At 65.6% G+C, this 24,340-nt stretch carries 17 protein-coding genes; 12 read left to right on the top strand and 5 right to left on the bottom strand.

The genetic code is table 11. The features are described 5' to 3' along the window. Positions 1-3: 3 nt before the first annotated feature. The 5 genes from KH389_RS13110 to KH389_RS13090 all read left to right on the top strand — a co-directional run bounded on the left by KH389_RS13110 (position 4) and on the right by KH389_RS13090 (position 5,091). Positions 4-678, top strand: coding sequence for a DUF1028 domain-containing protein (locus tag KH389_RS13110; protein WP_043862778.1), 675 nt, complete (start codon positions 4-6; stop codon positions 676-678). Then, positions 671-1,831 (top strand): acetylornithine deacetylase, encoded by a 1,161-nt coding sequence (gene argE, locus KH389_RS13105; RefSeq protein WP_043862779.1) that lies wholly within the window; start codon positions 671-673, stop codon positions 1,829-1,831. The genes KH389_RS13110 and argE overlap by 8 nt, the downstream gene beginning before the upstream one ends. A gap of 133 nt (positions 1,832-1,964) precedes the next feature. Continuing rightward, positions 1,965-3,005, top strand: coding sequence for an ABC transporter substrate-binding protein (locus KH389_RS13100; protein WP_043862780.1), 1,041 nt, complete (start codon positions 1,965-1,967; stop codon positions 3,003-3,005). Positions 3,006-3,288: 283 nt separating this feature from the next. After that, positions 3,289-3,783: a DUF2599 domain-containing protein gene (locus KH389_RS13095; protein WP_116054000.1), complete on the top strand. Its 495-nt coding sequence runs from the start codon at positions 3,289-3,291 to the stop codon at positions 3,781-3,783. 36 nt (positions 3,784-3,819) lie between these two features. After that, positions 3,820-5,091 (top strand): DUF2599 domain-containing protein, encoded by a 1,272-nt coding sequence (locus KH389_RS13090; protein WP_078480984.1) that lies wholly within the window; start codon positions 3,820-3,822, stop codon positions 5,089-5,091. Positions 5,092-5,216: 125 nt separating this feature from the next. Here KH389_RS13090 and KH389_RS13085 read toward each other — a convergent pair whose 3' ends face one another. After that, positions 5,217-6,128 carry a LysR substrate-binding domain-containing protein gene (locus KH389_RS13085; RefSeq protein WP_043862783.1) on the bottom strand — a complete coding sequence of 304 codons (912 nt, stop codon included), beginning with the start codon at positions 6,126-6,128 and terminating at the stop codon, positions 5,217-5,219. A 220-nt stretch (positions 6,129-6,348) separates the two neighbouring features. On the opposite strand from KH389_RS13085, the gene KH389_RS13080 reads away from it, so the two are divergent. The 4 genes from KH389_RS13080 to KH389_RS13065 all read left to right on the top strand — a co-directional run bounded on the left by KH389_RS13080 (position 6,349) and on the right by KH389_RS13065 (position 8,603). Continuing rightward, positions 6,349-6,558 carry a hypothetical protein gene (locus tag KH389_RS13080; RefSeq protein WP_043862784.1) on the top strand — a complete coding sequence of 70 codons (210 nt, stop codon included), beginning with the start codon at positions 6,349-6,351 and terminating at the stop codon, positions 6,556-6,558. 23 nt (positions 6,559-6,581) lie between these two features. Beyond that, on the top strand, positions 6,582-6,851 hold the full coding sequence (locus KH389_RS13075) for a hypothetical protein (RefSeq protein WP_043862785.1): 270 nt from the start codon (positions 6,582-6,584) through the stop codon (positions 6,849-6,851). A 95-nt stretch (positions 6,852-6,946) separates the two neighbouring features. After that, on the top strand, positions 6,947-7,633 hold the full coding sequence (locus KH389_RS13070; RefSeq protein WP_054914513.1) for a helix-turn-helix transcriptional regulator: 687 nt from the start codon (positions 6,947-6,949) through the stop codon (positions 7,631-7,633). 52 nt (positions 7,634-7,685) lie between these two features. Beyond that, on the top strand, positions 7,686-8,603 hold the full coding sequence (locus KH389_RS13065) for a pyridoxal-phosphate dependent enzyme (protein ID WP_054914512.1): 918 nt from the start codon (positions 7,686-7,688) through the stop codon (positions 8,601-8,603). A gap of 6 nt (positions 8,604-8,609) precedes the next feature. Here the strand turns inward: KH389_RS13065 and KH389_RS13060 are convergent, their stop codons facing one another. Next, positions 8,610-9,317, bottom strand: a complete 708-nt coding sequence (locus KH389_RS13060; RefSeq protein WP_043862787.1) for an MgtC/SapB family protein — start codon at positions 9,315-9,317, stop codon at positions 8,610-8,612. 456 nt (positions 9,318-9,773) lie between these two features. Here KH389_RS13060 and KH389_RS27775 point away from each other — a divergent pair, with 456 nt between their 5' ends. Beyond that, on the top strand, positions 9,774-9,860 hold the full coding sequence (locus KH389_RS27775) for a hypothetical protein (RefSeq protein ID WP_081315094.1): 87 nt from the start codon (positions 9,774-9,776) through the stop codon (positions 9,858-9,860). 18 nt (positions 9,861-9,878) lie between these two features. Here the strand turns inward: KH389_RS27775 and KH389_RS13050 are convergent, their stop codons facing one another. The 3 genes from KH389_RS13050 to KH389_RS13040 form a co-directional block, all read right to left on the bottom strand. Continuing rightward, entirely contained in the window at positions 9,879-10,601 is a 723-nt protein-coding gene (locus KH389_RS13050) for a Crp/Fnr family transcriptional regulator (protein ID WP_043862791.1), read from the bottom strand. 26 nt (positions 10,602-10,627) lie between these two features. Further along, positions 10,628-19,228, bottom strand: a complete 8,601-nt coding sequence (locus tag KH389_RS13045) for a glycoside hydrolase family 94 protein (protein WP_213607466.1) — start codon at positions 19,226-19,228, stop codon at positions 10,628-10,630. Positions 19,229-19,439: 211 nt separating this feature from the next. Continuing rightward, entirely contained in the window at positions 19,440-20,336 is an 897-nt protein-coding gene (locus KH389_RS13040) for a LysR substrate-binding domain-containing protein (RefSeq protein WP_078480977.1), read from the bottom strand. Positions 20,337-20,495: 159 nt separating this feature from the next. Between KH389_RS13040 and ydiJ the strand changes: the two genes are divergently transcribed. Next, complete coding sequence (gene ydiJ / locus KH389_RS13035) at positions 20,496-23,534, top strand: D-2-hydroxyglutarate dehydrogenase YdiJ (RefSeq protein ID WP_213607465.1); 3,039 nt, start codon at positions 20,496-20,498, stop codon at positions 23,532-23,534. A gap of 37 nt (positions 23,535-23,571) precedes the next feature. After that, entirely contained in the window at positions 23,572-24,291 is a 720-nt protein-coding gene (locus KH389_RS13030) for a TraX family protein (protein ID WP_213607464.1), read from the top strand. Positions 24,292-24,340: the final 49 nt, after the last annotated feature.

Genomic DNA, 24,340 nt, shown 5'->3' with positions numbered 1-24,340 from the left:
CACATGACTTTTTCTATCGTCGGACGCTGCGCCGAAACCGGTCAGCTGGGTATCGCCATCAGCTCGTCGAGCATCGCCGTGGGCGCGCGTTGCCCCTGGCTGCGCGCCGGCGTGGGCGCGGTGTCGAGCCAGAACATCACGTTGCCGGCGCTGGGCCCGCAGATTCTCGATGGCCTGGCCGACGGGCTGGCACCTGCCACGGCCTTGGACCAGGCGCTGTCGAGCAATGGCTATGGCCAGTACCGTCAGGTAGCGGTGGTGGATGCCCAGGGGCGCACCGCACTCTTCAGTGGCAGCCACGCACTGGGCACCCACAATGCAGTGGCAGGCGATCAATGCGTGGCCGCCGGCAACCTGCTGGCCAGCAGCGCGGTGATCGAACGCATGGTCGAGGCCTTCGAGCGCAGCGAGGGCTGCCTGGCCGCCCGGTTGCTCACGGCATTGCAGGCGGGGCAGGCCGCAGGCGGCGAGGCCGGGGCGGTGCACTCGGCGGCACTGTCGGTGGTCGGCGACCTGACCTGGCCGATCGTCGACCTGCGGGTGGACTGGGCCGACGAGAATCCCATCGGCGAACTGCACAAACTGTGGACCGCCTATGAACCCCAGTTGCAGGACTACCTGACCCGCGCCCTGGACCCGACGCAGGCGCCCAGCTACGGAGTGCCCGGCGATGAGTGAATGGCGCAGCCGCACCCTGCTGGCGCAGCTGGTCGGCTTCGCCACGGTGAGCCGGGATTCGAACCTGGCGCTGATCGAGTTCGTGCGCGATTACCTGGACGATCTGGGGGTGGACTGCGAGCTGATCTACAACGCCGAACGCACCAAGGCCAACTTGCTGGCCAGCATCGGCCCGGGTGTGGAGGGCGGCGTGGTGCTGTCCGGACACACCGATGTGGTGCCGGTGGACGGCCAGGCCTGGACGGTGCCGCCGTTCGACCTGAGCGAGCAGGACGGCAAGCTGTACGGCCGGGGCACTGCCGACATGAAAGGCTACCTGGCCTCGGTGCTGGCGGCGGTGCCGCTGTTTCTGGCAAGCCCGTTGCGCCGCCCGGTGCACCTGGCGTTTTCGTATGACGAAGAGGTGGGTTGTCTGGGGGTACGCAGCCTGCTCGAGGTGCTGCCACGGCGTATCCCGATGCCGGCGCTGTGCCTGATCGGCGAACCCACCGAACTCAAGCCGGTGCTCGGGCACAAGGGCAAGCTGGCCATGCGCTGCCATGTGCACGGCGCGGCCTGTCATTCGGCCTACGCGCCCTATGGCGTCAACGCCATCGAGCAGGCGGCGCGGCTGATCGGCCAGCTGGGCGCAATCGGTACGCGCCTGGCGGCGCCGGAGCTTCACGACGAACGATTTGACCCGGCATTTTCGACCGTGCAGGTGGGCACGATCCAGGGCGGCACGGCGCTGAACATCGTGCCGGCCGATTGCCGTTTCGATTTCGAGGTGCGGGCGCTGCCGGCGTTCGCCCCGCAAGCGGTGGCCGATGAATTGCAGGCGTTTGCCGCGCGCGAAGTAGTGCCGGCGATGCAGGCGGTGAATGCCGACAGCGGCATTCGTTTCGAAGCACTGTCGAGCTACCCGGGGCTTGCCACGCCACCGGACAGCGCGGCGGCGCAGCTGATTGCCCGGCTGTGCGGCAGCGATGCCTTCAGCACGGTGGCCTTTGGCACCGAAGGCGGGCTGTTCGACCAGGCCGGGATACCGGCGGTGGTCTGCGGGCCGGGCAGCATGGACCAGGGACACAAGCCGGACGAATACGTCAGCGTCGAACAGCTGGCTGGTTGTGACCGGTTGATGGAGCGTCTGGCGGCGTTTTTGAGCGAGACATAACACACAGATCGGCATACGAGCCGGCCAACGTTGCACCTTTTACTGCCGTAGAGCAGGACGACCGTACCCGCGGTCGCCTAACAAAACCCCGCCGGCGCGCACGAGCGTGCCGGCCTAGTCGAGGAAGTGAGCCATGACCCGATCCTTGCGTTGCAGCGTTCCGTTTGCCCTGGCCCTGTTGAGCAGTGCCGTGTTTGCCGCCCCGCAGAACCTGACCGTCATCTCGTTTGGCGGCGCCACCAAGCAGGCACAGGAAAAGGCCTACTTCCAGCCATTCAATGCCAGCGGTGCGGGCACCGTGGTGGCAGGCGAGTACAACGGCGAGCTGTCGAAAATCAAGGCCATGGTCGACGTCGGCCACACCAGCTGGGATGTGGTCGAGGTCGAAAGCCCCGAGCTGTTGCGCGGCTGTGATGAAGGCCTGTTCGAGAAACTCGACCCGCAACGTTTCGGTGACCAGGCCAATTTTGTGCCCGGCACCTTCACCGAGTGCGGCGTGGCCACCTATGTATGGTCGATGGTGATGGCCTACGACCATGCCAAGCTGGCCAAGGGGCCGACCTCATGGGCGGACTTCTGGAACGTGAAGGACTTCCCCGGCAAGCGCGGCCTGCGCAAGGGCGCCAAGTACACCCTGGAGATCGCCTTGCTCGCCGACGGCGTCAAGCCCGATGAGTTGTACAAGGTGCTCGGCACCCCTGAAGGGGTGAGCCGCGCGTTCGCCAAGCTGGACCAGATCAAGTCCAACATCCAGTGGTGGGAAGCCGGGGCGCAACCTGCGCAGTGGTTGATTGCCGGCGATGTGGTGATGAGCGCGGCGTACAACGGGCGCATCGCGGCTGCGCAGAAGGAGGGCATGAAGCTGAGCATCGTATGGCCGCAGAGCCTGTTCGACCCTGAATACTGGGCGGTGGTGAAGGGTACGCCGAACAAGAAACTGGCCGAGGATTTCATTGCGTTCGCCAGCCAGCCACAGGCGCAGAAGGTGTTCTCGGAAAACATTCCGTATGGCCCGGTAAACAAGCAGACCCTGGGTTTGCTGCCAGCCGAAGTACAGAAGCAGTTGCCCACTGCCGAAGCCAACCTGGCCCAGGCGCGAGCAGTGGATGCGGCGTTCTGGGTTGACCATGGCGAGGAGCTGGAACAACGCTTCAATGCCTGGGCGGCGCGCTGATTCGAGCCAATATCCCACCCTGGCCTTAGCCCCCGCTACTGATACTTCTGTCAGTAGCGGGCTGGTGTTGCTCACCGTTACTGTTTGCCTTGCCGTTGGGCAGACAGTGGGAGAGCGACATGAACACCTTGCGACATACGCTGGCCCGGCCTGTCCGTACCGAACAAGCCCCCCTGGAACATCGAGACGCGCCGCCCGTATGCGCGTCACCAGCCCGCAATGGCAGCCAATGGCAACCCCTGAAGTGTGATCGACATGGGCAATCCTGCCAAAGGAGCCGGTGATGCCTATCCCTCTTGCCACCAGAGCTTGTTGTTTGCTGGCAGCAGTATTGCTGACTGGCTGCATCCATCCGAGCCAGCAGTCGACGCCTCATGCGCCAGGCACCCAGGCGTCGAGCAGCGAGCTTTCCTCCGTCGACGCTTCGCCTGGCGAAGCCGCTGCGCGCGCACGTTGCACGCGCTACTTCGAGTCGGGGCAGTGGAGCTACCGCTACGACCCAGGCATCCGCAAGAACGCCTGGACCCTGGAGCTCACGCCTACCTATTGCGGACGACGCATCCGCCAGGACGAAACCAACGCCGCCTACACGGAGCTGTACAAGCGCTACGGCAGTGACTGGCGCTGGCGCCTCGACAACGGGGGCGGCATGCGTCGTCAGTTGGTGTGCCACCTGGCCACCGCCCGCTACAAGAAAACCTGGAACCTGGAGCCTTTTCGACCCGATGTGTCTCATCGCGTATCGGTGGCTGCCGGTTGCAATCCGACGCCACGTTGACAGGCAGTTTCAGCACTGCAGCACAAGGAGTGGACCATGAACAGGTTAAAGATGTTGATGTTTCTGGGGTGCGTAGCAGCCAGTGCGCCGGGGTTGGCACAGTGGGCGCCTGGCTCACCACGCAGCTCGCTGGAGGACGGCAACGCCACCGTAGCCGACCTCAGGTACAACTACAGCGCAGGCAACTCGCATTGCGGTGATTCAGGCAAACCGCCGTTTCTATGCAGCGGTGTCCTGATGCGCGTCACCCAGCGGCCGCAGAACCCCGGGGCATTTCGCATCTGGGACCCTAGCCCGACCTCGGCGAGAAGTGGCGGAACGTCGTTCTCCTACATACGTTACGACGCAAGGTTCAGATCAGTGGCGTGGGGATTCAACGACGGTCTGATCATGTATCCCCAGGACCGCAGGCCAGCGGGCAAGGACCTGCTGATGGTGCAGTGCGCCTACAGCATGGATGGCTGGAACTGGTTCAGGAACACACCCTGCGGCACCATGGTCTACGAGGGAGTTGTTTACCCACACAGCCGGCCATGCCAGAGCCAGGGCGTTACCACGCCACAACAATGGCTCGGGATCTGGTACCAGCCCGCCAAGTACCGCCCGCTGAATCAATGCGGCTTCGACATGCGCAGGGGCGTTGCCAACAGTGCCGGTTACTTCATGCTCATGCTGCAGATGAAAAACATACTGGCCGCAGAAGGGTTCAGCGAGCAGAACGAACTTGTTGTTACGACATGGCCGGCGGGTCGTGCCAGAACCCTGCCCATCCAGGCATTCTTCTATATGCCAGTGGGTGTGCCTGCCCACTGGCCGGCAGGGGTACCGAACGGGCTGGCCGCTGCCAGGCTCAACCAGAAGGAGTTTCGGGCCGACACCGGCATCATCGTGCCCATTGTGCGGCTGACGCCACCTGCCAACATCAATGATCACTTTCGCTTCGACTTTATCGTTGCCGATCAAGCCGAAACAGGTTCGACCGGGGTCGTGCCTCCGAAACCGGTGCCAGGCCGCTGCCCGCGCTACATAGACTCGGTGAAATGGGGCGCGATCAATGGCAACCAGTGGAGCCTGGAAATCAAGCCTTCCGCCTGTACCCGCACTATTGCCGCAGACCAAACCGACCTGGCGTTCCAGGAGCTGCTCAACAAGGCCGGCAGTGACCGGCAGTGGAGCAACACCAACAGCATGCGTCGCCAGTTCGTCTGCCTGCTGACCACGTACCGAACCAAAGCATCCTGGTTCATCGAGCCGCATCGCCCTTATGTGTCCCACGAGGCGGCGGTCAAGGCCAACTGCAACCCCTAGGTTGTTGCAGGCCCGCACTTTATTGCGGCCGAGCACAGGTCGTGAGTTGTCGCTTTATTGATACCTGCTGAAACTAAGCACTTGGCAGGCAGACGCAGTTACAGCGTGCAGTGATCGGCCCGCTTTCACGCCAGCCACAGCCTGAACTGCTCCTTGCAGTAATCCACGAACAACTGCGCAGGCTTGGTCAGCTGCGCACGTTTGAGCCAGGCGGCCACCAGTGCCGAACCGGTCACGTCTTCGGCGATATCCACGCACACCAGTGGCTGGCCGTCATAGCTGATGGTGGAACGTGGCCGCGTCACCAGCAGTGCGAAACCGAAACCCTGGCCGACCATGCCGCGCACCATCTCGATAGAGGGCGAGCCGAACACGATGTTCGGGTTCAGGCCCAGTTCCTCGAAAATGCTCACGAAATAGGTACGGCTGGGTTGCACGTCCAGCAGGATCATCGGCTCAAGTACCAGGTCGCGCAGCGAGACCTGGGCTTGACCGGCGAAGCGATGGCCAGCAGGCAGCAGGGCGTAGGGCCTTTGCGGCGCGGTCAGCGGCTCGGTTTCGATGGTGCTGTCCAGGTCATGCTGGTAGAAGATCGCCAGGTCGAAGCGGCCGGCCGTCAGCCCCTGTACCAGCTCTTGCTGCTCGCCATCGCGCAGGCGAATTTCCACGCCCGGAAAGCGCTGGCGAAACCCGGCGATCAGCCGCGGCAGATAGAGTGGGGCGACGGTTTCGAAACAGCCGATGTCGATCTGCCCACTCACCACGTCGTTGTCCGCCAGGGCGTTCTGCTCGAACTCATGGGCCATGCGCAGCAGTTCCTGAGCCTTGCGGTAGAACCGCGCACCGCCCGGGGTCAGTGAAACCCCCTGGGCATGATGCCGAATCAGCAACTGTACGCCGAACCCGTCTTCGAGCCCCTTGATGGCCGTGGATATCGATGGCTGTGCGATGTACAGCTTGCGCGAGGCTTCGGCCACGCTGCCGCATTCGACCGTGGTGACGAAATATCTAAGCTGACGCAGGGTATAGGACGCCACGCAAACACCTCAGGTTGTAGTTTTTGCCTACCTTACCGCGTGCTGGCCTTGCGTGCCCCGCAGGTTGCAGCGGATTTTGCGGGGCACAGAGCATATTTTTCCTTCGCTGGCGAGTACGCGGCCCCTGACCATTGATCGGCTGGCTGGCACCTACCACGTCCAGGGGCCTCGAAAAACTGCAGGGCCCGCATTTGTCGGACCACGACCTGAGGTGACCGCCATGGCTATCGATCCACGCCCGCAGGATGACCCCCTGTGGAAGGACCCGCTCAACGACCCGCGACGCGAACACGACCCGGTGACTGACCCGAACGTGCGTGGCGACGACGATCGCCGCGAACACCCTAACGACGTCGAGGGCATTCCCGACACCAACCCGTCAGTGCCCGAACCTGACGAGCCGACGCCACTGTCGGATGAACGACGCTGAACCTGTACTGGAGGACGCCAAGCATGATTCATGACCCGCGCAACCGCGAGCCCGTTGCTGAAGACCAGCCACAACCGCTGCCGCAAACCTGGAAACGCCCGGACGATGGCAAGAGCCTGCCTGAACGCGATGTGGAGGTGCCGTTGCAGGATGCCGGACGCCCGGACGAAGGAGGGCAGGAGCAGAGCAATACACCCGAACCTCACAAGGAAAACCCCTACAGCCCTGACTTCAAGCCACAACGTGAGCGCAAGCCGCGCACTGATGCCGATATCGATACCGATGGTGGCTAGCACGCGATTTTGTGCTGCGATGATTTTAACGAACCGTTGAAAATTAAACTTTATGTTGATATTTTCTCGGTTCGTTTTTTCTTGTGGTGCGCTCGATGGCCCTCGATACAACCCCTGAACGCCAGCTGGTGCTGGGCGTACTGCACGCAACGGTGCAGATGCTTGGCACTGTGCTGGGACGCACCACCGAGGTGGTCCTGCACGACCTGACCCGGCCGGAACATTCGGTGATTGCCATTGCCAACGGGCATGTCAGTGGGCGTCAGATCGGCAGCCCGGTACTGGCCGGGCCTCGTGAAGACCAGGGGTTCAATGCGGTGCTGCAGGCCCTGCGCGACAAGGGCAGCCATACCCCGGTGGTGGTGGGCAACTACCCGAGCCTGGGCCGCGACGGCAAGACCCTGCGCAGTGCCACTGCGGTGTTCCGCGACGCCTTGGGCGAGCCCTATGCCAGCCTGTGCGTGAACACCGACTTCAGTGGCATCGCCGCCGCCCAGGCGTGCCTGGAACAGCTGCTGCCCGGCACCGGGGCAGCCCCCGGCGAGCCCACCGAGAACCAACCCGACCTCGAGCAGTTGATGGCGCAGATCATTGATGCGGCCCTGCACGACGCACGCAGCCAGGGCCGGCGTATCGCCAAGGCGCAGAAGCTCGAGGCGGTGCGCCAGATGCACGATGGCGGACTGTTCATCGTCAAGGGCGCCGTCGAGAAAGCTGCCGCCGCACTCGGGGTGACACGCTACACCATCTACAACTACCTCGATGAAATCCGCAACCGCTGAGCAAGCGTTGAAATTCAATCGATCGTCGAACTGGCCTGACCTGGAGCCTGGTATGTCCCTGCATCTCGAAACCCCTTTGGTACCTTCGCGCCCGCTCAGCCTGGCCAGCGGCCAGGACGTGTGGCTCAAGCTCGACGCCCTGCAGCCCTGTGGCTCGTTCAAGCTGCGTGGCGTGGGCCTGGCTTGCCAGGCCTATGCCAGGCAAGGCAAGCGCCGCTTCGTGTCCTCGTCGGGGGGCAACGCCGGTATTGCGGTGGCCTATGCGGGCCGCTGCCTGGGCTTGCCGGTGACCGTGGTGGTGCCGCAAACCACCACCGAACGCGCCAGGCAGCTGATTCGCCAAGAGGACGCCGAGGTCATCGTGCACGGCAGCGCCTGGCACGAGGCCAATGCCTATGCGCAATCGCTGCTCACCGACGACGCGGCCTTCATCCACCCCTTCGACGATCCGCTGCTATGGCAAGGCCATGCCAGCCTGATCGACGAGGTGGTCATCAGTGGGTTCAAGCCCGATGCGATCGTGCTCTCGGTGGGCGGGGGCGGCCTGTTGGCCGGGGTGTGCGAGGGGTTGGCACGTAACGACTGGGCTGACGTGCCGGTATTTGCCGTGGAGACCGACGGCGCCGCCTCGCTGGCTGCCGCGATGGCCAGCAAGGCCCCGACGGCCCTGCCCGCAGTGACCAGCGTGGCGACCTCGCTGGGGGCCAAGCAGGTATGCCAGCAGGCCTTCGAACTCAGCCAGCAACGGCCGATTCACAGCCATGTGGTGACTGACGCTCAGGCGCTGGATGCCTGCGAACGTTTTCTGCTCGACCACCGTATCCTGGTGGAGCCGGCCTGTGGTGCAGCGCTGGCGCTGGCCTATGCACCGAGTGAGGCACTCAAGGCATATCAGTCGGTGCTGGTGGTGGTGTGCGGCGGGGTGACGGCCACCCACGAACAGATCCGCGAGTGGCGCGCCAGTTGCTGAAGCGGGTCAGTCCGACGCCAGCTCGAATACCTGCCAGCGTACCGAACTGACGCCTTTCTCAAGGCTCACCCGGCTGGCCAGGTGCTCGAGCTGCGAGGGCGCCTGCGGGTCGCCCATCAACTCGGCCCGCACCTCCAGCTTGGCCGGGTTGGGCAGGTCTTCACTGTGCAGTGATTGCAGGCGCAGGCCGCTGCTACCAAAGCTGTGCAGCATCAGGCTGCGTACCTGGATCTCGTCTTCGGCGCGGCATACGATGCGCACCTCGTAACGCTGCTCGGCCTCGCTGGCCGGTAACACATCCTGCTGGTTCAGCCGCTGGGCGATGTCACGCAGCAGGATGTTGGCGCATAGAACCATCAGGCTGCCCAGGCTCGCCTCAAGCAGTAGCCCCAGGCTGCACAGCACACCGACGGCGGCGGTACACCACAGCGTGGCAGCGGTGTTCAGGCCGCGCACGTTCATGCCGTCGCGCATGATTACGCCGCCGCCCAGAAAACCGATGCCCGACACCACATAGGCCGCCACCCGCGAAGCGTCGGCCGGGAGCATGCCCGGTACGGCCTGGGTCACCAGCACGAACAGGCAGGCGCCGGTGCTCACCAGCGCATTGGTGCGCAGCCCGGTGAGGCGCTGACGCAGTTGACGTTCAGCGCCGATCAGCGCCCCCAGTACCAGCGCGACAGCCACGCGCAGCAAGAATACTTTCCAATCCATGAACCACCTCAAGGCACCGGCAGACAGCCGGCGTCAGCGCACTTGTGCGCGTAAAGATTTCGGGGATGGCAACGGGTACGAGCAGCCGACACACCTCGTCACGATGAGGGGCGTCAAGCGGGGAGGGGAAATGAAGATGCGTCATCCCGCCAGGGATGCGGATCGCCACTGACCACCGTGTTCGGCGAGCAGTGGCAGAAGGGTCTGCTGGACTAGCTCGCCGGCTGTACCTGTCGCAATCGACTAGGGCAACTGTCCAATGCAGGACTCCTGTGCAGGCTTGCAAAAATGCGGGCGAGAACGTAACGCCATGGTGCGAGCCGGTCAAGGCTTTTGTTGCAAGTGAATGAGTGTGCCAGCCTGGGCAGAGGGTTCAGCACGCGTAACTTTCCCCGATGGCGTCAACTGGGCCAGCAATGGCATCCGCAGATCAACCTTGATCGATAGAGAAACCATGTGATTCTCGGCTTTTGCTTTGGAATAAATGATCAGGCATTGAGGTTCTACAAGAACCTGGCACCGGTAACGAGTTACGTACCGTAGGGTATTGGGTATGGAAAACTAGGTACGTAACGGCAAGTAGGGCAACAGGCGTTGGGTTTCACTGCGCACCACCGCATAGCATTCACAACTCAGTCGTTCCAGCTGCGGCCGATCGAGCACCTTGATGTGCCCGCGGCTGTACTCGATCACCCCCAGGCGCTGCAGCTTGCCGGCCGCATCGGTGACGCCTTCGCGGCGCACGCCCAGCATGTTGGCGATCAGCTCCTGGGTCATGTTCAGCTCGTTACCGGTCAGGCGGTCCAGCGACAGCAGCAGCCAGCGGCACAACTGCTGATCGATCGAGTGGTGGCGATTGCACACGGCGGTCTGTGCCATCTGGGTGATCAGCGACTGGGTGTAGCGCAACATCAGCAGCAACAGCTCGCCATGGCGGTCGAACTCGTCCTTGAGCCGCTGGCCCGGCAAGCGCCAGGCAAGCCCGGCACTTTGCACCACGGCACGGTTGGAGGTGCTTTCGCCGCCCATGAACACCGCAATGCCCACCAGCCCCTCATTGCCCACCACGCAGATCTCCGCCGAGGCGCCGTTTTCCATGACATACAGCAGCGAAACGATGGCATCGGTGGGAAAGTACACATGCGTCAGCCTGTCGCCCGGCTCGTAGATCACCTTGCCCAGCGGCAAGGCAACCTGCTCAAGGTGCGGCAGCAGCCGCTCGCGTACCGGGTCGGGCAGGGCGGCGAGCAGATGGTTCTGCCCGCTGGCTGGATCATGGGACATGGGGCCGGCATCCATAGGGTAAGGCCCTAGGGTACTCCCTTTAGCAAGGGTAACGTCGCGGTTGCCGATGCAGCGCACAGCAAGGTGACCTGATGCTCGGCGCCATCATCGACCAGCGACAGGCTTGTGCCGTCGATCACCCCGCCATCCAGGCTCAGCACCTGTACGGCCTGTGTGCCGTGGTGCACATCGATGTGATAAACGCTGGCGCCATACCGGTACTGCAGGCTGAAGCCCGACCATTCGGGCGGCAGCAGCGGTTGCAGCAGCAGGGTGTTGCCCTGGCGCTCCACCCCCAGCAGCGATTCGACGATCAGCCGGTACATCCATCCGGCCGCACCGGTGTACCAGCTCCAGCCGCCGCGCCCGGCATGGGGCGCCACACCGTAGACATCCGCCGCCATCACGTAGGGCTCCACCTTGTAGGTGTCGATGCGGGTGGCATGGCCCTGGCTCTGGGGGCTGATCATGCGCATCAGTTCCCAGGCGCGGGCGCCGTCGCCCAGGCGGGCGAACGCCATGCTCGCCCACACGGCGGCGTGGGTGTACTGGCCACCGTTTTCACGAACCCCCGGTACATAGCCCTTGATGTAGCCGGGGTCGAGCGTGCCCTTGTCGAACGGCGGGTCCAGCAGCAGCACGATGCCGATATCACGCCGCACCAGGTGGCGGTCCAGCGACGCCATGGCACTGCGGCAGTGATCCAGGGGCGCGGCGCCCGACAGTACCGACCAGCTCTGGGCGATGGAATCGATGCGGCACTCCTGGTTGCTGGCCGACCCCAGGGGCTGGCCATTATCGAAATACGCACGCCGGTACCAGGCGCCGTCCCAGGCATGGGCCTGCAGGTTGCTGCGCAGCCGCCGCGCCTGCTCGCCGCAGCGCTGGGCAAAGCGGGCATCGCCATGCAACTGCGCCGTTTCGGCGAACCGACGCAGCACCTCGTGGGCGAAAAAGCCCAGCCATACGCTTTCGCCTATGCCGTGCTCGCCCACCTTGTTCATGCCGTCGTTCCAGTCGCCGCTGCCCATCAACGGCAAGCCGTGGGCCCCGATGGAAAGGCCGTGCTCCAGCGCGCGCTGGCAATGCTGGTAGAGGGGCTCTTGCAGGGGCGAATGACCGGGCAGGTCGTAGTAGGACTCCTCGCCGTTGTTGAGTGCGCGACCGTCCAGATAGCCGACGGGCTCGTTCAGCACCGCAGTGTCGCCAGTGATCTGCACATAGCGGCTGGTGGCCAGGGCCAGCCAGAGCATGTCGTCGCTGCAACGGGTTCGCACGCCGCGATCCATCGGCGGGTGCCACCAGTGCTGCACGTCGCCCTGCACGTACTGGTGGCGGGCACACAGCAGCAGGTGGGCGCGGCTGCTGGCAGGGTCGGCGTGCACCATGGCCATGCTGTCCTGCAACTGGTCCCTGAAGCCAAATGCACCGCCGGACTGGTAATAGCCGCTGCGGGCATGGAAGCGACAGGCAATCACCTGGTACATCAGCCAGCCGTTGACCAGCACGTCCAGCGCAGGCTCCGGGGTGTGGATGCGCAGGCTGCCCAGGGTGGTGCGCCAGTGCTGCGTGACCCGCGCCAGTTCGACGTTGGCGGCGCGTACGCCGCGGTACTGCTGCACCCGCCGGGTGGCGGCCTTGGCGTCCTGCTCGGCGCCCAGGCGGAACACCACTTCGCGGCTTTCACCAGGCGCCAGCTCGACGCTTACCTGCAACGCACCACAGGGGTCCATGCCGCCGCCGAGGCGCCCCGAAAGGCGCGCCCGGCGCAGGGCTGCCGGGTCGGCCAGGGTACCGTTGCGCCCCAGAAACTCGACCCGGTCGCCACTGAGGCCGGCCTGGGGCCAGTCGCAGTCCAGAAACCCCACGCGACCCGAGAATTCGATGGAGTAGGCGTTGCGCGCAAACAGTGCGCCACTGAACGGGTCGGCTTCGGTGACGACGTGCATGGCCGACTTGCTGCGCAAGTCCCCCAGCACCCATTCCACGTAGCAGGTCGCTGACAGGCGTCGCGCACGATCGCCGGTGTTGCGCAGCACCAGGCGCGAGAATTTGACCGGCGCATCCAGCGCCACGAACACCCACAGCTCACTGTGTATGGCGTCCTGCACATGCTCGAACACGCTGTAGCCAAAGCCGTGGCGGGTTCGGTAGGCGCCGCTGCCCGGGCAGGGCGCCGGGGTCGGCGACCAGACCTGCCCGGAATCTTCGTCGCGCAGGTACAGCACTTCGCGGTACAGCACTTCGCCGCCAGGGTCGCTGACCGGGTCATTGTGCCAGGGGCTCAAACGGTACTCGTGGGCGTTTTCGTACCAGCTGTAGGCACCGCCGGTTTCCGAGACGATGCTGCCGAACCCGGGGTTGGCCAGCACGTTGACCCAGGGCGCCGGGGTCGGCTGGCCTGGGCGATGATTGATGATGTATTCACTGCCGTCGGCGCTGAAGCCGCCGTAGGCGTTGCCCAGCGTGGGCGCCATGGCCAGCGGCTGCAGCGTGTAGCCGGCACTCTGCGGCCCTTGCAGCAGGCTGGGGGTGAACGGCGCCAGGGCCGGCTCGATGCGCCGCCGGTGGACCTGCTCGGCCAGGCTGCCATGGCTGTCGTTGAGTATCAGGCGTGCCACCGAGCGCATCAGCGTGCGGTCTTCGCTGGACAGCTGCTGCGCAGGACGCACGAAGATGCCGCCCGGGCGGTCCAGCAGGGCCGCTTCGACCCCGGAGGTCACCAGGCCCATGATCAGGTCCTGCAGTTGCTGGCGGTAGCCGGCCTGGTCTTCGTTCCAGATCACCAGGTCCACCACCAGGCCTTTCTGGCGCCAGTAGGCATGGGCCTGGACCATCTGCTGCACCAGCTCGATGTTGGCCGGGTCGGCGATCTGCACCAGCACGATGGGCAGGTCCCCGGAGATCGCCTGGCCCCACAGCCCCGACTGGCTGCGCCGATTGCTGGCCAGCACGGCGCTTTCGGCGCGCAATGCAGAGTTGGCATACAGCACCGAGGCCGCCATCTGCTCGAACAGCCTGGCATCGGCCATCGAGGTGTTGAGCTGGCGCAACAGCACCTGGCTGTGGGTCCAGGCCAGGTCGAACACCCGGTCGGCCAGGTGCCGGTCGCGGTATTTGTCGATCAGGTGCAGGCAGGCCTCGCGGCTGTCGGCCACCCCGGTGACCAGGTCGATGGTGGCGCTCTGGCCAGGCTCCAGGCTGATACGGCAGCGGATGGCCACGACCGGGTCGAGCACCGCGCCGGCAGTGCCGGACAGCTGCTCGCAGGTATCCGTCAGCGCGGCCGGCGCCTGCAGGGTGCGGCCGCGGCCGATGAAGCGGGCACGGTCGGTTTCGTAGGAGATCTGCTCGATGTCCGCCCCGTGGGCTGCCAGCAGGTGGCACATCCACGGCACGGCTTCGTCACTGGCACGCGGACGCCGGCTGCACAGGATCGCCTGCAGCGGTCGCACCAGCTCGGTTTGCACGAACAGCTTGCTGAACGCCGGGTGCAGCGCGTCGCTGATGGCCGAGGCCAGCACCACTTCGGCGTAGCTGGTCAGCTCCAGGGTGCGCCGGGTACGGGCGCGGTTGGTCAGGTGCAGGCGACGCAGCTCGATATCGTCCTCGGGGGACACCACGATCTCGGTGTGGCAGTCGAAGTTGAACTCGCGCACGCGAAACTCGGCGCGGGCATCGGTGAATACGGTTTCCTGGCTGTGCGCGCGATGCTGGGTGGGCTGGTAGGTCGTGGACCAGAAATGCCCGCTGGCCACGTCGCGCAGGTAACAGAAGGTGCCAAGGCTGTCGCTGGCGATGTCTTCGCGCCAGCGCGTTACCGCCATGTCGTTGCAGCGGCTGTAGCCGCCACCGGCATTGCTGACCATGACGTGGTAGCGCCCGTTGGACAGCAGTTGCACGGCCGGCCGACGACGGTCCGGGTCGGTGAACACGCGCAGCTTGGTTTCATTGCCCTGGCTGGCATCGTCGACGGTAGGCGCCTGGGCTGCATGCAGGTATTGCGTGGCGCGTTTGGGCACGCGCTCCTGCAGCAGCAGGGCACAGGCCTGGAAGGCCGGCTCGGCGGCAAAGCGCCGCTGCATGGGCTGACCCAGCAGCAGCGAGGTCAGGGCCAGCAGGCTCATGCCCTGGTGGTGTGCCATGAACGAGCGCACCACGGCGGCATCGGAGCCAGGGGGCAGGCGTGCCGGGGTGTAGTCGACCGCCTCGTACAGCCCGAACCGCCCGGCCACCCCCTGCCTGGCCAGGCGCCGCAGGTTGTGGCAGGCGGCCGCGGGCGCGACCATCAGTGCCAGGGCACTGGCGTAGGGCGCGACCACGTTGTCCTCGCCCAGGCCACGCTTGAGGCCCAGCCCCGGCACGCCGAAGGCGCGGTACTGGTAGTTCAAGTGCGCATCGACGGTGTTGTAGCCGGACTCCGAAACGCCCCAGGGCGTGCCCAGCTGGCTGGCATGCTCGATCTGGCGGGTGACGGCCGCCTGGCAGGTCTGGTCGAGCAGGGTGCCTTCGTAGCTGGGCATCACCAGCATCGGCATCAGGTACTCGAACATCGAGCCGGACCACGACAGCAGCACCGGCACCCCGGCATTGCTGGTCAGCAGGCGCCCCAGGGCAAACCAGCTTTCCTGCGGCACCTGGCCCTGGGCGACGACCACGAAACTGGTCAGGCGAACTTCGGACGCCAGCAGGTCGTAGAAGGCGCTGTCCAGGCGTCGCTCATCGACGTTGTAGCCGATCACGAACAACTCGCGGCGGGCATCGTAGAGAAAGCCGAAGTCCATGTCGGCCATGGCCTCGAGGCGCTGGGCAAGCTGCGCCGCCTGCTGCATGCGCTGGCGGGCCAGGGCCTGTACCTGCAGCACCTGCGGGCGATCGGCAGCGCACCACTGCTCGGCGTCCAGCCGCGCCAGGTCGCGCCAGCAACCGGTCGGCGGCCGCGTGCCCGGTTCGTTGGTGGCAGGCAGGGCAAAACGCAGCAGTTCGTCGCGCTGCTCGGTGCACTGACGTTGCAGGCTGTCGAACCAGAAGCGCGCGTCCGGATCGTCGGCGGGCGCCGGCAGGTCGAGTGCGTCCTGCAGCAGCTGCGCCAGATCGTGTGGCTGAGGTGCCTGCAGACGCCGGCATAACGCCTGTACCTCGGTGGCGGGCAGGCCGGCACTGGTCAAGGCCTGGCCGAAGACTTCCAAGGTATCGAGCAACCCCTGGGCCTGGCGCGGGTCATCCAGCGGTGTGTCGGCCAGGCCCAGCAGGCCGGGCTTCAAGGTCAGCAGCAGACCGGCGAGATTGCCGCTGTCCACCGTGGAGACGTACAGCGGTGGCAGGGGTTTCAGGGTGAGGGTGTCGTACCAGTTGTAGAAGTGGCGCTGGTGACGCTCCAGCCCGTCCATGCTGTCGAGCATGGACTGCAGGCGCTCGAGCAGCCGCCCGCCGCCCAGGTAACCGAAATCGTGGGCGGCCAGGTGGGCCAGCAAGGCCATGCCCATGTTAGTGGGCGAGGTGCGGTGGGCAATGCGGGCAACCGGCATTTCCTGCACGTTGTCGGGGGGCAGCCAGTGGTCGTCGGGGCCGACGTATTGCTCGAAAAACGCCCAGGTCTGGCGTGCAAGGTTGCGCAGAAAGCGCAGGTCTTCGGCTGTGGGGTCGAAGTGCGCGCGCGGGGAGGGGCGGCTGATCCACCAGGCCAGTGCCGGGCTGGCCAGCCACGCCAGCAGCAAGGGCGCAGCCAGGGTCATGGGGCTTGGCAGCAGGCACAGGCCCACGACCAGGGCCAGTATCGGGGCGCTGCACATGCTGCGGTACAAGGCCCCCAGGCGATTGACACTGGTGCGTTCGACTTCCCGTGACGGGCTCCATTGCAACAGGCGCTGCTTGCTGACCAGCATGCGCCACAGCGTACGCACGATGGCGTCAAGGCTGTAGTAGGCCTCGTACGGCAGCCAGGCCAGGTGCAGGCCGGCGCGCGCAAAGTGCAGGGCGCAGCCGCGCAGCGCCGCCCACAGGTGCTGCGCAAGGGGTACGTCGACAGGCTTGCGCAGCATCTCCAGCAGGGTGCCGAGCACCGCGTGGGTCAATACCAGCAACAGCGCGGCAAGGGTCCACAGCCCGGGCCGGCCCGAGGCCAGCCAGCCCCACAGCAACAGGCACAGCAATGCACCGGGCTCCAGGCTGCGGCGCAGGTTGTCGAACAGCTTCCAGCGGGCCAGGGCGTCCAGCCGGTTGCGCGCATAGGTGCCGCCAGCGGTGGGCGCCCAGGGCAACACCCACGGCAGCAGTTGCCAGTCCCCGCGAATCCAGCGGTGGCGGCGCTTGACGTCGGCGCTGTAGCGGGCCGGGTACTCTTCGAACACCTGAACATCGCTGAGCAACCCGCTGCGGGCGTAGCAGCCCTCGATCAGGTCGTGGCTGAGGATGCGGTTGTCCGGCAGGCAGCCTTGCAGCGCCTGCTCGAACGCATCCACGTCGTAGATACCCTTGCCGATGAACGAGCCTTGTTCGAACAGGTCCTGGTACACGTCCGACACTGCGCGGGTGTACGGGTCGACGCCGGCGTCGCTGCCGAACAGTCGCGCATACAGCGAGCGCGCCGCGCTGGGCAGGCTGATGCCGACCCGCGGTTGCAGGATGGCGTAGCCGCTGCCGGCCTGGGCGCGGTTGAGCGGGTGCTGCATGGCCCCGACGAACTGGCGGGCCGCATTGCGCGGCAGCTGGGTGTCGGTGTCCAGGGTGATGACGTAACGTACCGCCTCCAGCACCTGGACATCCCCCACCTGCAACATGAAGCGCCCCTCACCGTGCCCGCGCAGCAGTGCATTGAGATCGGCCAGCTTGCCACGCTTGCGTTCCACGCCCATCCATACCTGCTCGGCGGGGTTCCAGCGCCGCGGACGGTGCAGCAGCACGAAGCGCGCATCGTTCGGGTACTTGTGGTTCAGGCCCTCGATCAGGCTGGCGGCCAGGGCCATCAGCGCGGCGTCTTCAGGCAGGGTTTCGCTGGGCGCATCGAGAAAATCGGTCAGCAGGACAAAGTGCAGGTACTCGTCACGATTGGCCAGAAAGCGCACTTCCAGCCCCTCTGCCAACTCCTCGATATCGGCGGCATTGGCCATCAGCGTGGGCACCACCACCAAAGTACGCGCCTCAGCGGCCAGGCCCTCGCTGAAATCCAGGCGCGGCAGCAGGCGGGGCGTCACGCTCAGGGTCACCAGCCAGTTGACCAGGTCGATGGCCAGGCGGCTGGTCATCACCAGCGTGGGCAGGGCCAGCGCAAGCAGCACTGCCAGTGGCCAGCCATCGCGCAGCGTGGTGTACAGCAGCGGTGCGCTCAGGCCCAGCGTGAGCAGCGCCACCGGGCCGAGGAAGAACGTGAGTGGCGCGCGATGCAGCAGGCGCCGCCAACGCTCGCCCAGCGCCACGCCGGCGTGCACGCGGCGCTCGAGCTGCGCTCGCCCGGCGCCGACCAGGTAGAACCCCACATGGGTGGTGGCGCTGGCGTGTGGCAGCGGGCTGGGTGCACCGGCGGCCAGTTCGACGGCGGCGCGGGCGATTGCCGCCTGCGACTGTGCGCTGTGCCGGGACAGGCGTTCGATGACATGCCGGTAATGATCGCGGCTGGCGAAGTCCATGGCTGGGTAGATGCCGGCAGGATCGCTGCGCAGCACCCGTTCGACGTGGCTCATGTGCTCGACGAATTCGCGCCAGTCGCTGGTGGCGAGCAGCCGCAGGCTGGCAATGCTGTTGCTGACCGAGACCTGGTCGGCTGCCTGCTGCTGGGCATCGAGCTGCACCTGACGCTCGATGCTCAGGCCGGATTCGGCGAGCATCTGCTCCACCCAGGTCAGCGGCTGGATCAGCGCGGCGCTCTGGCCTTGCAGGCGGCGTGCGAGCTCGGCGACGAAGGCGGCGGTCATCGGCGGCTGCGAGCGCGCCATGTCGGCCAGTACCAGCACCACGCTCTTGGCGTCGCGCCCGGCGGTCTCGCGCAGGCGGTCGGCCCAGTCGTTGGCCAGGTTGCGGTCGGCCCAGCTGGCCATGACCCGCGAGGCGACCCGGCGCAGGTTTTCGATCAGCGCCAGGCGCAGCATGATCGGAATGGCCCACAGCTCGCCCAGCGCCAGGGAGGTGACGCTCTGGTAGGCCTCGACGAAGTGGCTCAGGCTGTCCACGTCGACGCGCCCATCGCCATGGGCGATGGTTTCCAGGGCGATGTCATACACCCGCGGCAGCCCGCTGGACACGCCGTTGGCCAGGCGTGGCAGCTCCCGGCTGTAGCCTTTGGGCAGGTGGGTCTTGGCGATGCGGATGTGTTCTTCGACCAGGTAGTAGTTGTCCAGCAGCCATTCGGCCGCCGGCGTGACCCGTCGCGCGGTGGGCTGTTCGGCGATCAGCACCGCGCAGCTGCTGGCCAGGGTCCGTTCGTTGTCGGCCAGCCGTGCCAGCAGGGTGTCCTTGCCGCTGCGGGGGCTGAGGGCGTGATGCTGGGCCAGAAAGGTGCCGTGGGCGGCCATCTGCTCGGCGCTGAACAGTTCGGAGCGCAGGATGGCTTCGTATTCGAACTTGCGGGGTGTGGTGCGCCAAAGGCCTGCGTTGCGCAGGCTGGCGCGTGCACGGCTCCAGTAATTATCCATAAAGGCCTGTAGGTGCTCGCGTCGCGGGGTCTGGCCCCCAGTGTGGCGACGCATGGCGCAGGCGTCTGTTCGCTAGCGAACACAGTGGGCTTTGTGCCCGGCAACCGGTAGGCGCTGGCCTGCCAGCGAAGAGGGCAGCGCGCACCTTGTGGCAACGGCGTCAGTGCCTTCGCCGGCAAGGCCGGCTCCTACATGGCGCCGGTAACGCCGCTCAGCTGTCGGGAAACTCGACCGACAGCAGCCACTGGGTGAACGCCTGCAGCGCTGGCAACTGCTGATAGCGCGTGGCGTAGGTGAGGTAGTAGCCACGCCCGCTGTCCACCGGCTCGAACAAGGCCACCAGCTCACCGCTGGCGATCTCGTCCTGCACCAGGATGCGTGGCACCAGCCCGATGCCGATACCGGCCACCGCCGCCTGGATCAGGTGGGCAGTCAGCTCGAAGCCCGGCCCCATGCGCATGGCCCGGTGCTGCAGGCCGTTCTGTTCGAACCAGTCGGCCCAGGCATGGGGGCGTGACACCACGCTTAGCAGAGCCTGCTGCGAGATGTCCGCCGGCGTCAGGCTGGCGTAGCCGGGCAGGGCGCCAGGGCTGGCCACCACCACCAGCGTCTCGGACAGCAGCCGATGCGCCACATGACCGGGCCAATGCCCGGTGCCGACACTGATGAAGGCGTGCATCTGATCCTTGTCCTGCTCGGCCGGGGCAATGCGCGAATGCATGTGCACCAGCACGCCGGGGTGGCGGCGGTAGAAGTCATTCATGCGCGGCAGCAGCCACTTGGAGCCGAACGTGGGCAGCACCGCCAGGTGCAGCGGCCCGTCGCCGGCCTTGTGGGCGATGGTCTGCAGCGTCGCGTTGCGAATGCGGGCCAGGGCCGCGGCCAGCTCGTGGTGATACAGGGCGCCGGCGGCGGTGAGCTCGATATGCCGGCCCACGCGGCTGAACAACGCCACCTCCAGTTGCGCCTCCAGCGCCTGCACCTGGCGACTGACCGCACTCTGGGTCAGCGCCAGTTCTTCGGCCGCCTTGGTGAAGCTGCCATGGCGCGCCGAGGCCTCAAACGCGATAAGCACCGACATGGAAGGGGTGAGTCGTCTTGGATTCATTCATAAAGCTCATGCAAAAGTCACACGAAATTCAGTTGTAGGCCCGCGCCGCACACGGGAACATAGCCCCATAAAGCATGCGGCAGACCTTGCCTGGCTGCCAAGCATACGTGTTTTGAATGTGACGCTGCGTCATATATCGCCTCAGGATCCCTTGTCATGATTGCTCTGCTTGCCCCCGACCGTGTCCCCGCCAGCCATTACCAGCGTTTTCTCGATGCACTGCAGAGCGAGGGCTTCAGGGGCGAGGTCGCGCGCGACATGGGCCTGCGTACCGTGCTGGCCACCGACAACTCCATCTACCAGCGCCTGCCCCAGGCGGCCGTGTTCCCCCGTGACGCGCAGGATGTCGAGTTGCTGGCACGCCTGGTCGCCCAGCCGCAGCATCGCTCGGTGGTGCTCACGCCGCGTGGCGGCGGTACCGGTACCAATGGCCAGTCGTTGACCGACGGGATCATCGTCGACCTGTCGCGGCACATGAACAACATCCTCGAGATCAACGTCGAGCAGCGCTGGGTGCGGGTGCAGAGCGGGGTGGTCAAGGACCAGCTGAACGCCGCACTCAAGCCCCACGGCCTGTTCTTCGCGCCGGAACTGTCCACCTCCAACCGTGCCACCGTGGGCGGCATGATCAACACCGATGCCAGCGGGCAGGGCAGTTGCACCTATGGCAAGACCCGCGACCACGTGCTCGAACTGAGCACCGTGCTGCTGGGTGGCGCTCGCCTGGACACCGCACCGATCGACAACCCGCAGTTGCAGGCCTGTACCGCCCGTACCGACAAGGTCGGCGAAGTCTATCGCTGCGCCCAGGCTATTGCCGACGGCAAGGCGGCGCTGATCGAGGCGATCTTCCCCAAGCTCAACCGCTGCCTGACCGGCTACGACCTGGCGCACCTGCGCGAAACCCCGGACAGCTTCAACCTCAACAGCGTGCTGTGCGGTTCGGAAGGCTCGCTGGGCTTCATCGTCGAGGCCAGGCTCAATGTGCTGCCCATCCCCAAACACTCGATCCTGGTCAACGTGCAGTACGCCGCGTTCATGGATGCACTGCGCGACGCCAAGGCGCTGATGGCGCACAGCCCGCTGTCGATCGAGACGGTGGACTCCAAGGTATTGATGCTGGCGATGAAGGACATCGTGTGGCACGGCGTGGCCCAGTATTTCCCGCCGCACCCCGACACCCAGACCCTGGGCATCAACCTGATCGAGTTCAGCGGCGACGACCTGGATGCCCTTGAACAGACCGTCGACGCCTTCATCCAGCACCTGCAGCGCGACACCTCGGTGGTGCGCCTGGGCCATACCCTGGCGGTGGGTGCCCAGGCGGTGAACCAGGTGTACACCATGCGCAAGCGCTCGGTCGGTCTGCTGGGCAACGTGCAGGGCGAGGCACGCCCGCAGCCCTTTGTGGAAGACACCGCTGTGCCGCCGGAGAACCTTGCCGACTACATCTTCGAGTTTCGCGCCTTGCTCGACAGCCACGGCCTGCAGTACGGCATGTTCGGCCATGTGGATGCCGGCGTGCTGCACGTGCGGCCGATCCTGGACATGAAGGACCCGGCCCAGGCCCAGCTGATCCGGCCGATTTCCGACGCGGTCGCGGCGCTTACGCACAAGTACGGGGGCCTGCTGTGGGGCGAGCACGGCAAGGGCCTGCGCTCGCAGTACGTGCCGGACTTCTTCGGTGAGCTGTACCCGGCGCTGCAGGACCTCAAGGCCGCGTTCGACCCGTTCAACCAGCTCAACCCTGGCAAGATCGCCACCCCGTCGAGCGTGCCGGCGGCGCGCCTGACCGAGGTGGACGCGGTAACCCTGCGCGGCGACCTGGACCGCACCATCGACGAGCGCGTGTGGCAACACTATGAAAGCGCCGTGCACTGCAACGGCAACGGCGCGTGCTACAACTTCGACCCCAACGACGCCATGTGCCCGTCGTGGAAGGCCACGCGCAACCGCATCCACTCGCCCAAGGGCCGTGCCTCGCTGATTCGCGAATGGCTGCGCCGCCAGGGAGAGGCGGGGGTGGACGTGCTGAACCTGGCGGGAGCGGGCAGGGTAACCGGTGTAGCGCAGCGCACCTGGAACTCCCTGGCGCGCCTGGTTGGGCGCAAGGACTTCTCCCATGAGGTGTACGAGGCGATGTCCGGTTGCCTGGCGTGCAAGTCGTGCGCGGGGCAATGCCCTATCAAGGTCAACGTACCGGAGTTTCGCTCGCGCTTTCTGGAGCTGTACCACAGTCGTTACCTGCGCCCGATGAAGGACTACCTGATCGGCTCGCTGGAGTTCAGCATCCCGCACCTGGCGCGCTTGCCGCGACTGTACAACGCGATCATGGCCGCCACACCGGTGCGCTACGCGCTGCAGCACATGGCCGGCATGGTCGACAGCCCGCTGCTGAGCACCCATGACTTCGAAGCCGAGTGCAAGCGCTGGAACGTCAAGCAGGCAAGTGTGGGCGCCCTGGCCGCGTTGTCCGACGAACAGCGCAAGCGCAGCGTGATCCTGGTGCAGGACGCGTTCACCCGTTTCTTCGAAACGCCTCTGGCAGCCCAGTGGCTGGAGCTGATCAGCCGCCTCGGCTATCAGGTGTACCTGGCACCGTTTGCACCCAATGGCAAGCCGTTGCAGGTGCAGGGCTTTCTGGGGGCGTTCGCCAAGGCTGCGCAGTTCAACGCCAAGTCGCTGCTGCTGTTGCAGGCCTCGGGCGTACCCCTGGTGGGCCTGGACCCGGCGATGACCCTGGTATATCGCCAGGAATACCGCAAGACCCTGGGCAACGACGGTGCCCCGACCGTGGCCTTGCCACAGGAGTGGCTGGCGTCGGTGCTGCCCGAATCGGCAGCGGTGGTCGACGAAGAGGTCTACCAGTTCCTGCCGCACTGCACCGAAAAGACCAACGAGCCGGCGGCGATCGCGCTGTGGCAGAAGGTGTTCGAACGCATGGGGCTCAAGCTTCAAGTGCTTGCGAGCGGTTGCTGCGGGATGTCCGGTACCTATGGTCACGAGACCCGCAACGTGGCCACCTCCGCGATCATCTACCAGCAGTCCTGGCAACCGATCGTGGCCCGGCATGGGCAGGGTGGCCGGCTGCTGGCCGATGGTTATTCGTGCCGCAGCCAGGTCAAGCGCCAGCAGGGGCAGGGGTTGCAGCACCCGCTTGAGGTGTTGCTGGCGCGGGTAGCCCGGCAAGTGTGATGATGGCCTGGCCTTCCATTGACCCAAACGAGGAGCCATGACTGTAGCGACACGGCGCGATATCCCGCTGGACCTGATCAAGTGGCTGGCCATGCTGACCATGCTGTTGGATCATCTGCGCCTGTTGTGGCCCGACGCCCACGCCCTGTTCATACCCGGACGGCTGGCGTTCCCGCTGTTCTGCCTGGCGATCGCCGCCAACGTCGCGCGTTCGCGCCCTGGCCAGTTGCTCAGCCAAAGCAACACGCGCTACCTGGGCTGGATGCTGGTGTTCAGCGTGATATCCGAAGGGGTTTACCGCCCCATCAGTGCGCTGGGCGCCCTCAATGTGATGTTCACCCTGACCCTAGGGCTGCTGATTGCCTGGGGCTTTCAGCATCGCAACACGCTCAGTGCCGCCTTGGCCGTGGGCGCCGCTGTCGCGGCCGCCTGGCTGGACGAGCGGCTGATGTACGGATTTCTCGGCTGCCTGCTGCCGGCGGCCCTGTTGTTGGCCATCAAGCGGCCGGGGCCGGTATGGCTGGTGCCGGCCTTGCTCAGCGTGGCGGTCAATACCCGCAGCAGTTTGTGGGCGAGGGCGATGGAAGTGGACGCCTACTCACTGGCGGTACTCGGCACCGCGTTCCTTGCACCGCTGTTCGGCCTGTGGCTGTTACGCATGACTCTCACCACCGGCATCTGGCCGGTACGCCATTGGGCGTACTGGTTCTACCCGGTGCATCTTGGCGCGCTGCAGGTCATACGCAAACTTATGTGAGTGCCGGGCCTTGCGAGCACTACGCAAGGCTAGGCATCATTCGCGCCTT

The organism is Pseudomonas qingdaonensis (genome assembly GCF_018398475.1).
GTDB classification, from domain to species: domain Bacteria; phylum Pseudomonadota; class Gammaproteobacteria; order Pseudomonadales; family Pseudomonadaceae; genus Aquipseudomonas; species Aquipseudomonas palmensis.
This window is presented reverse-complemented; position numbering and strand designations above follow the sequence as displayed.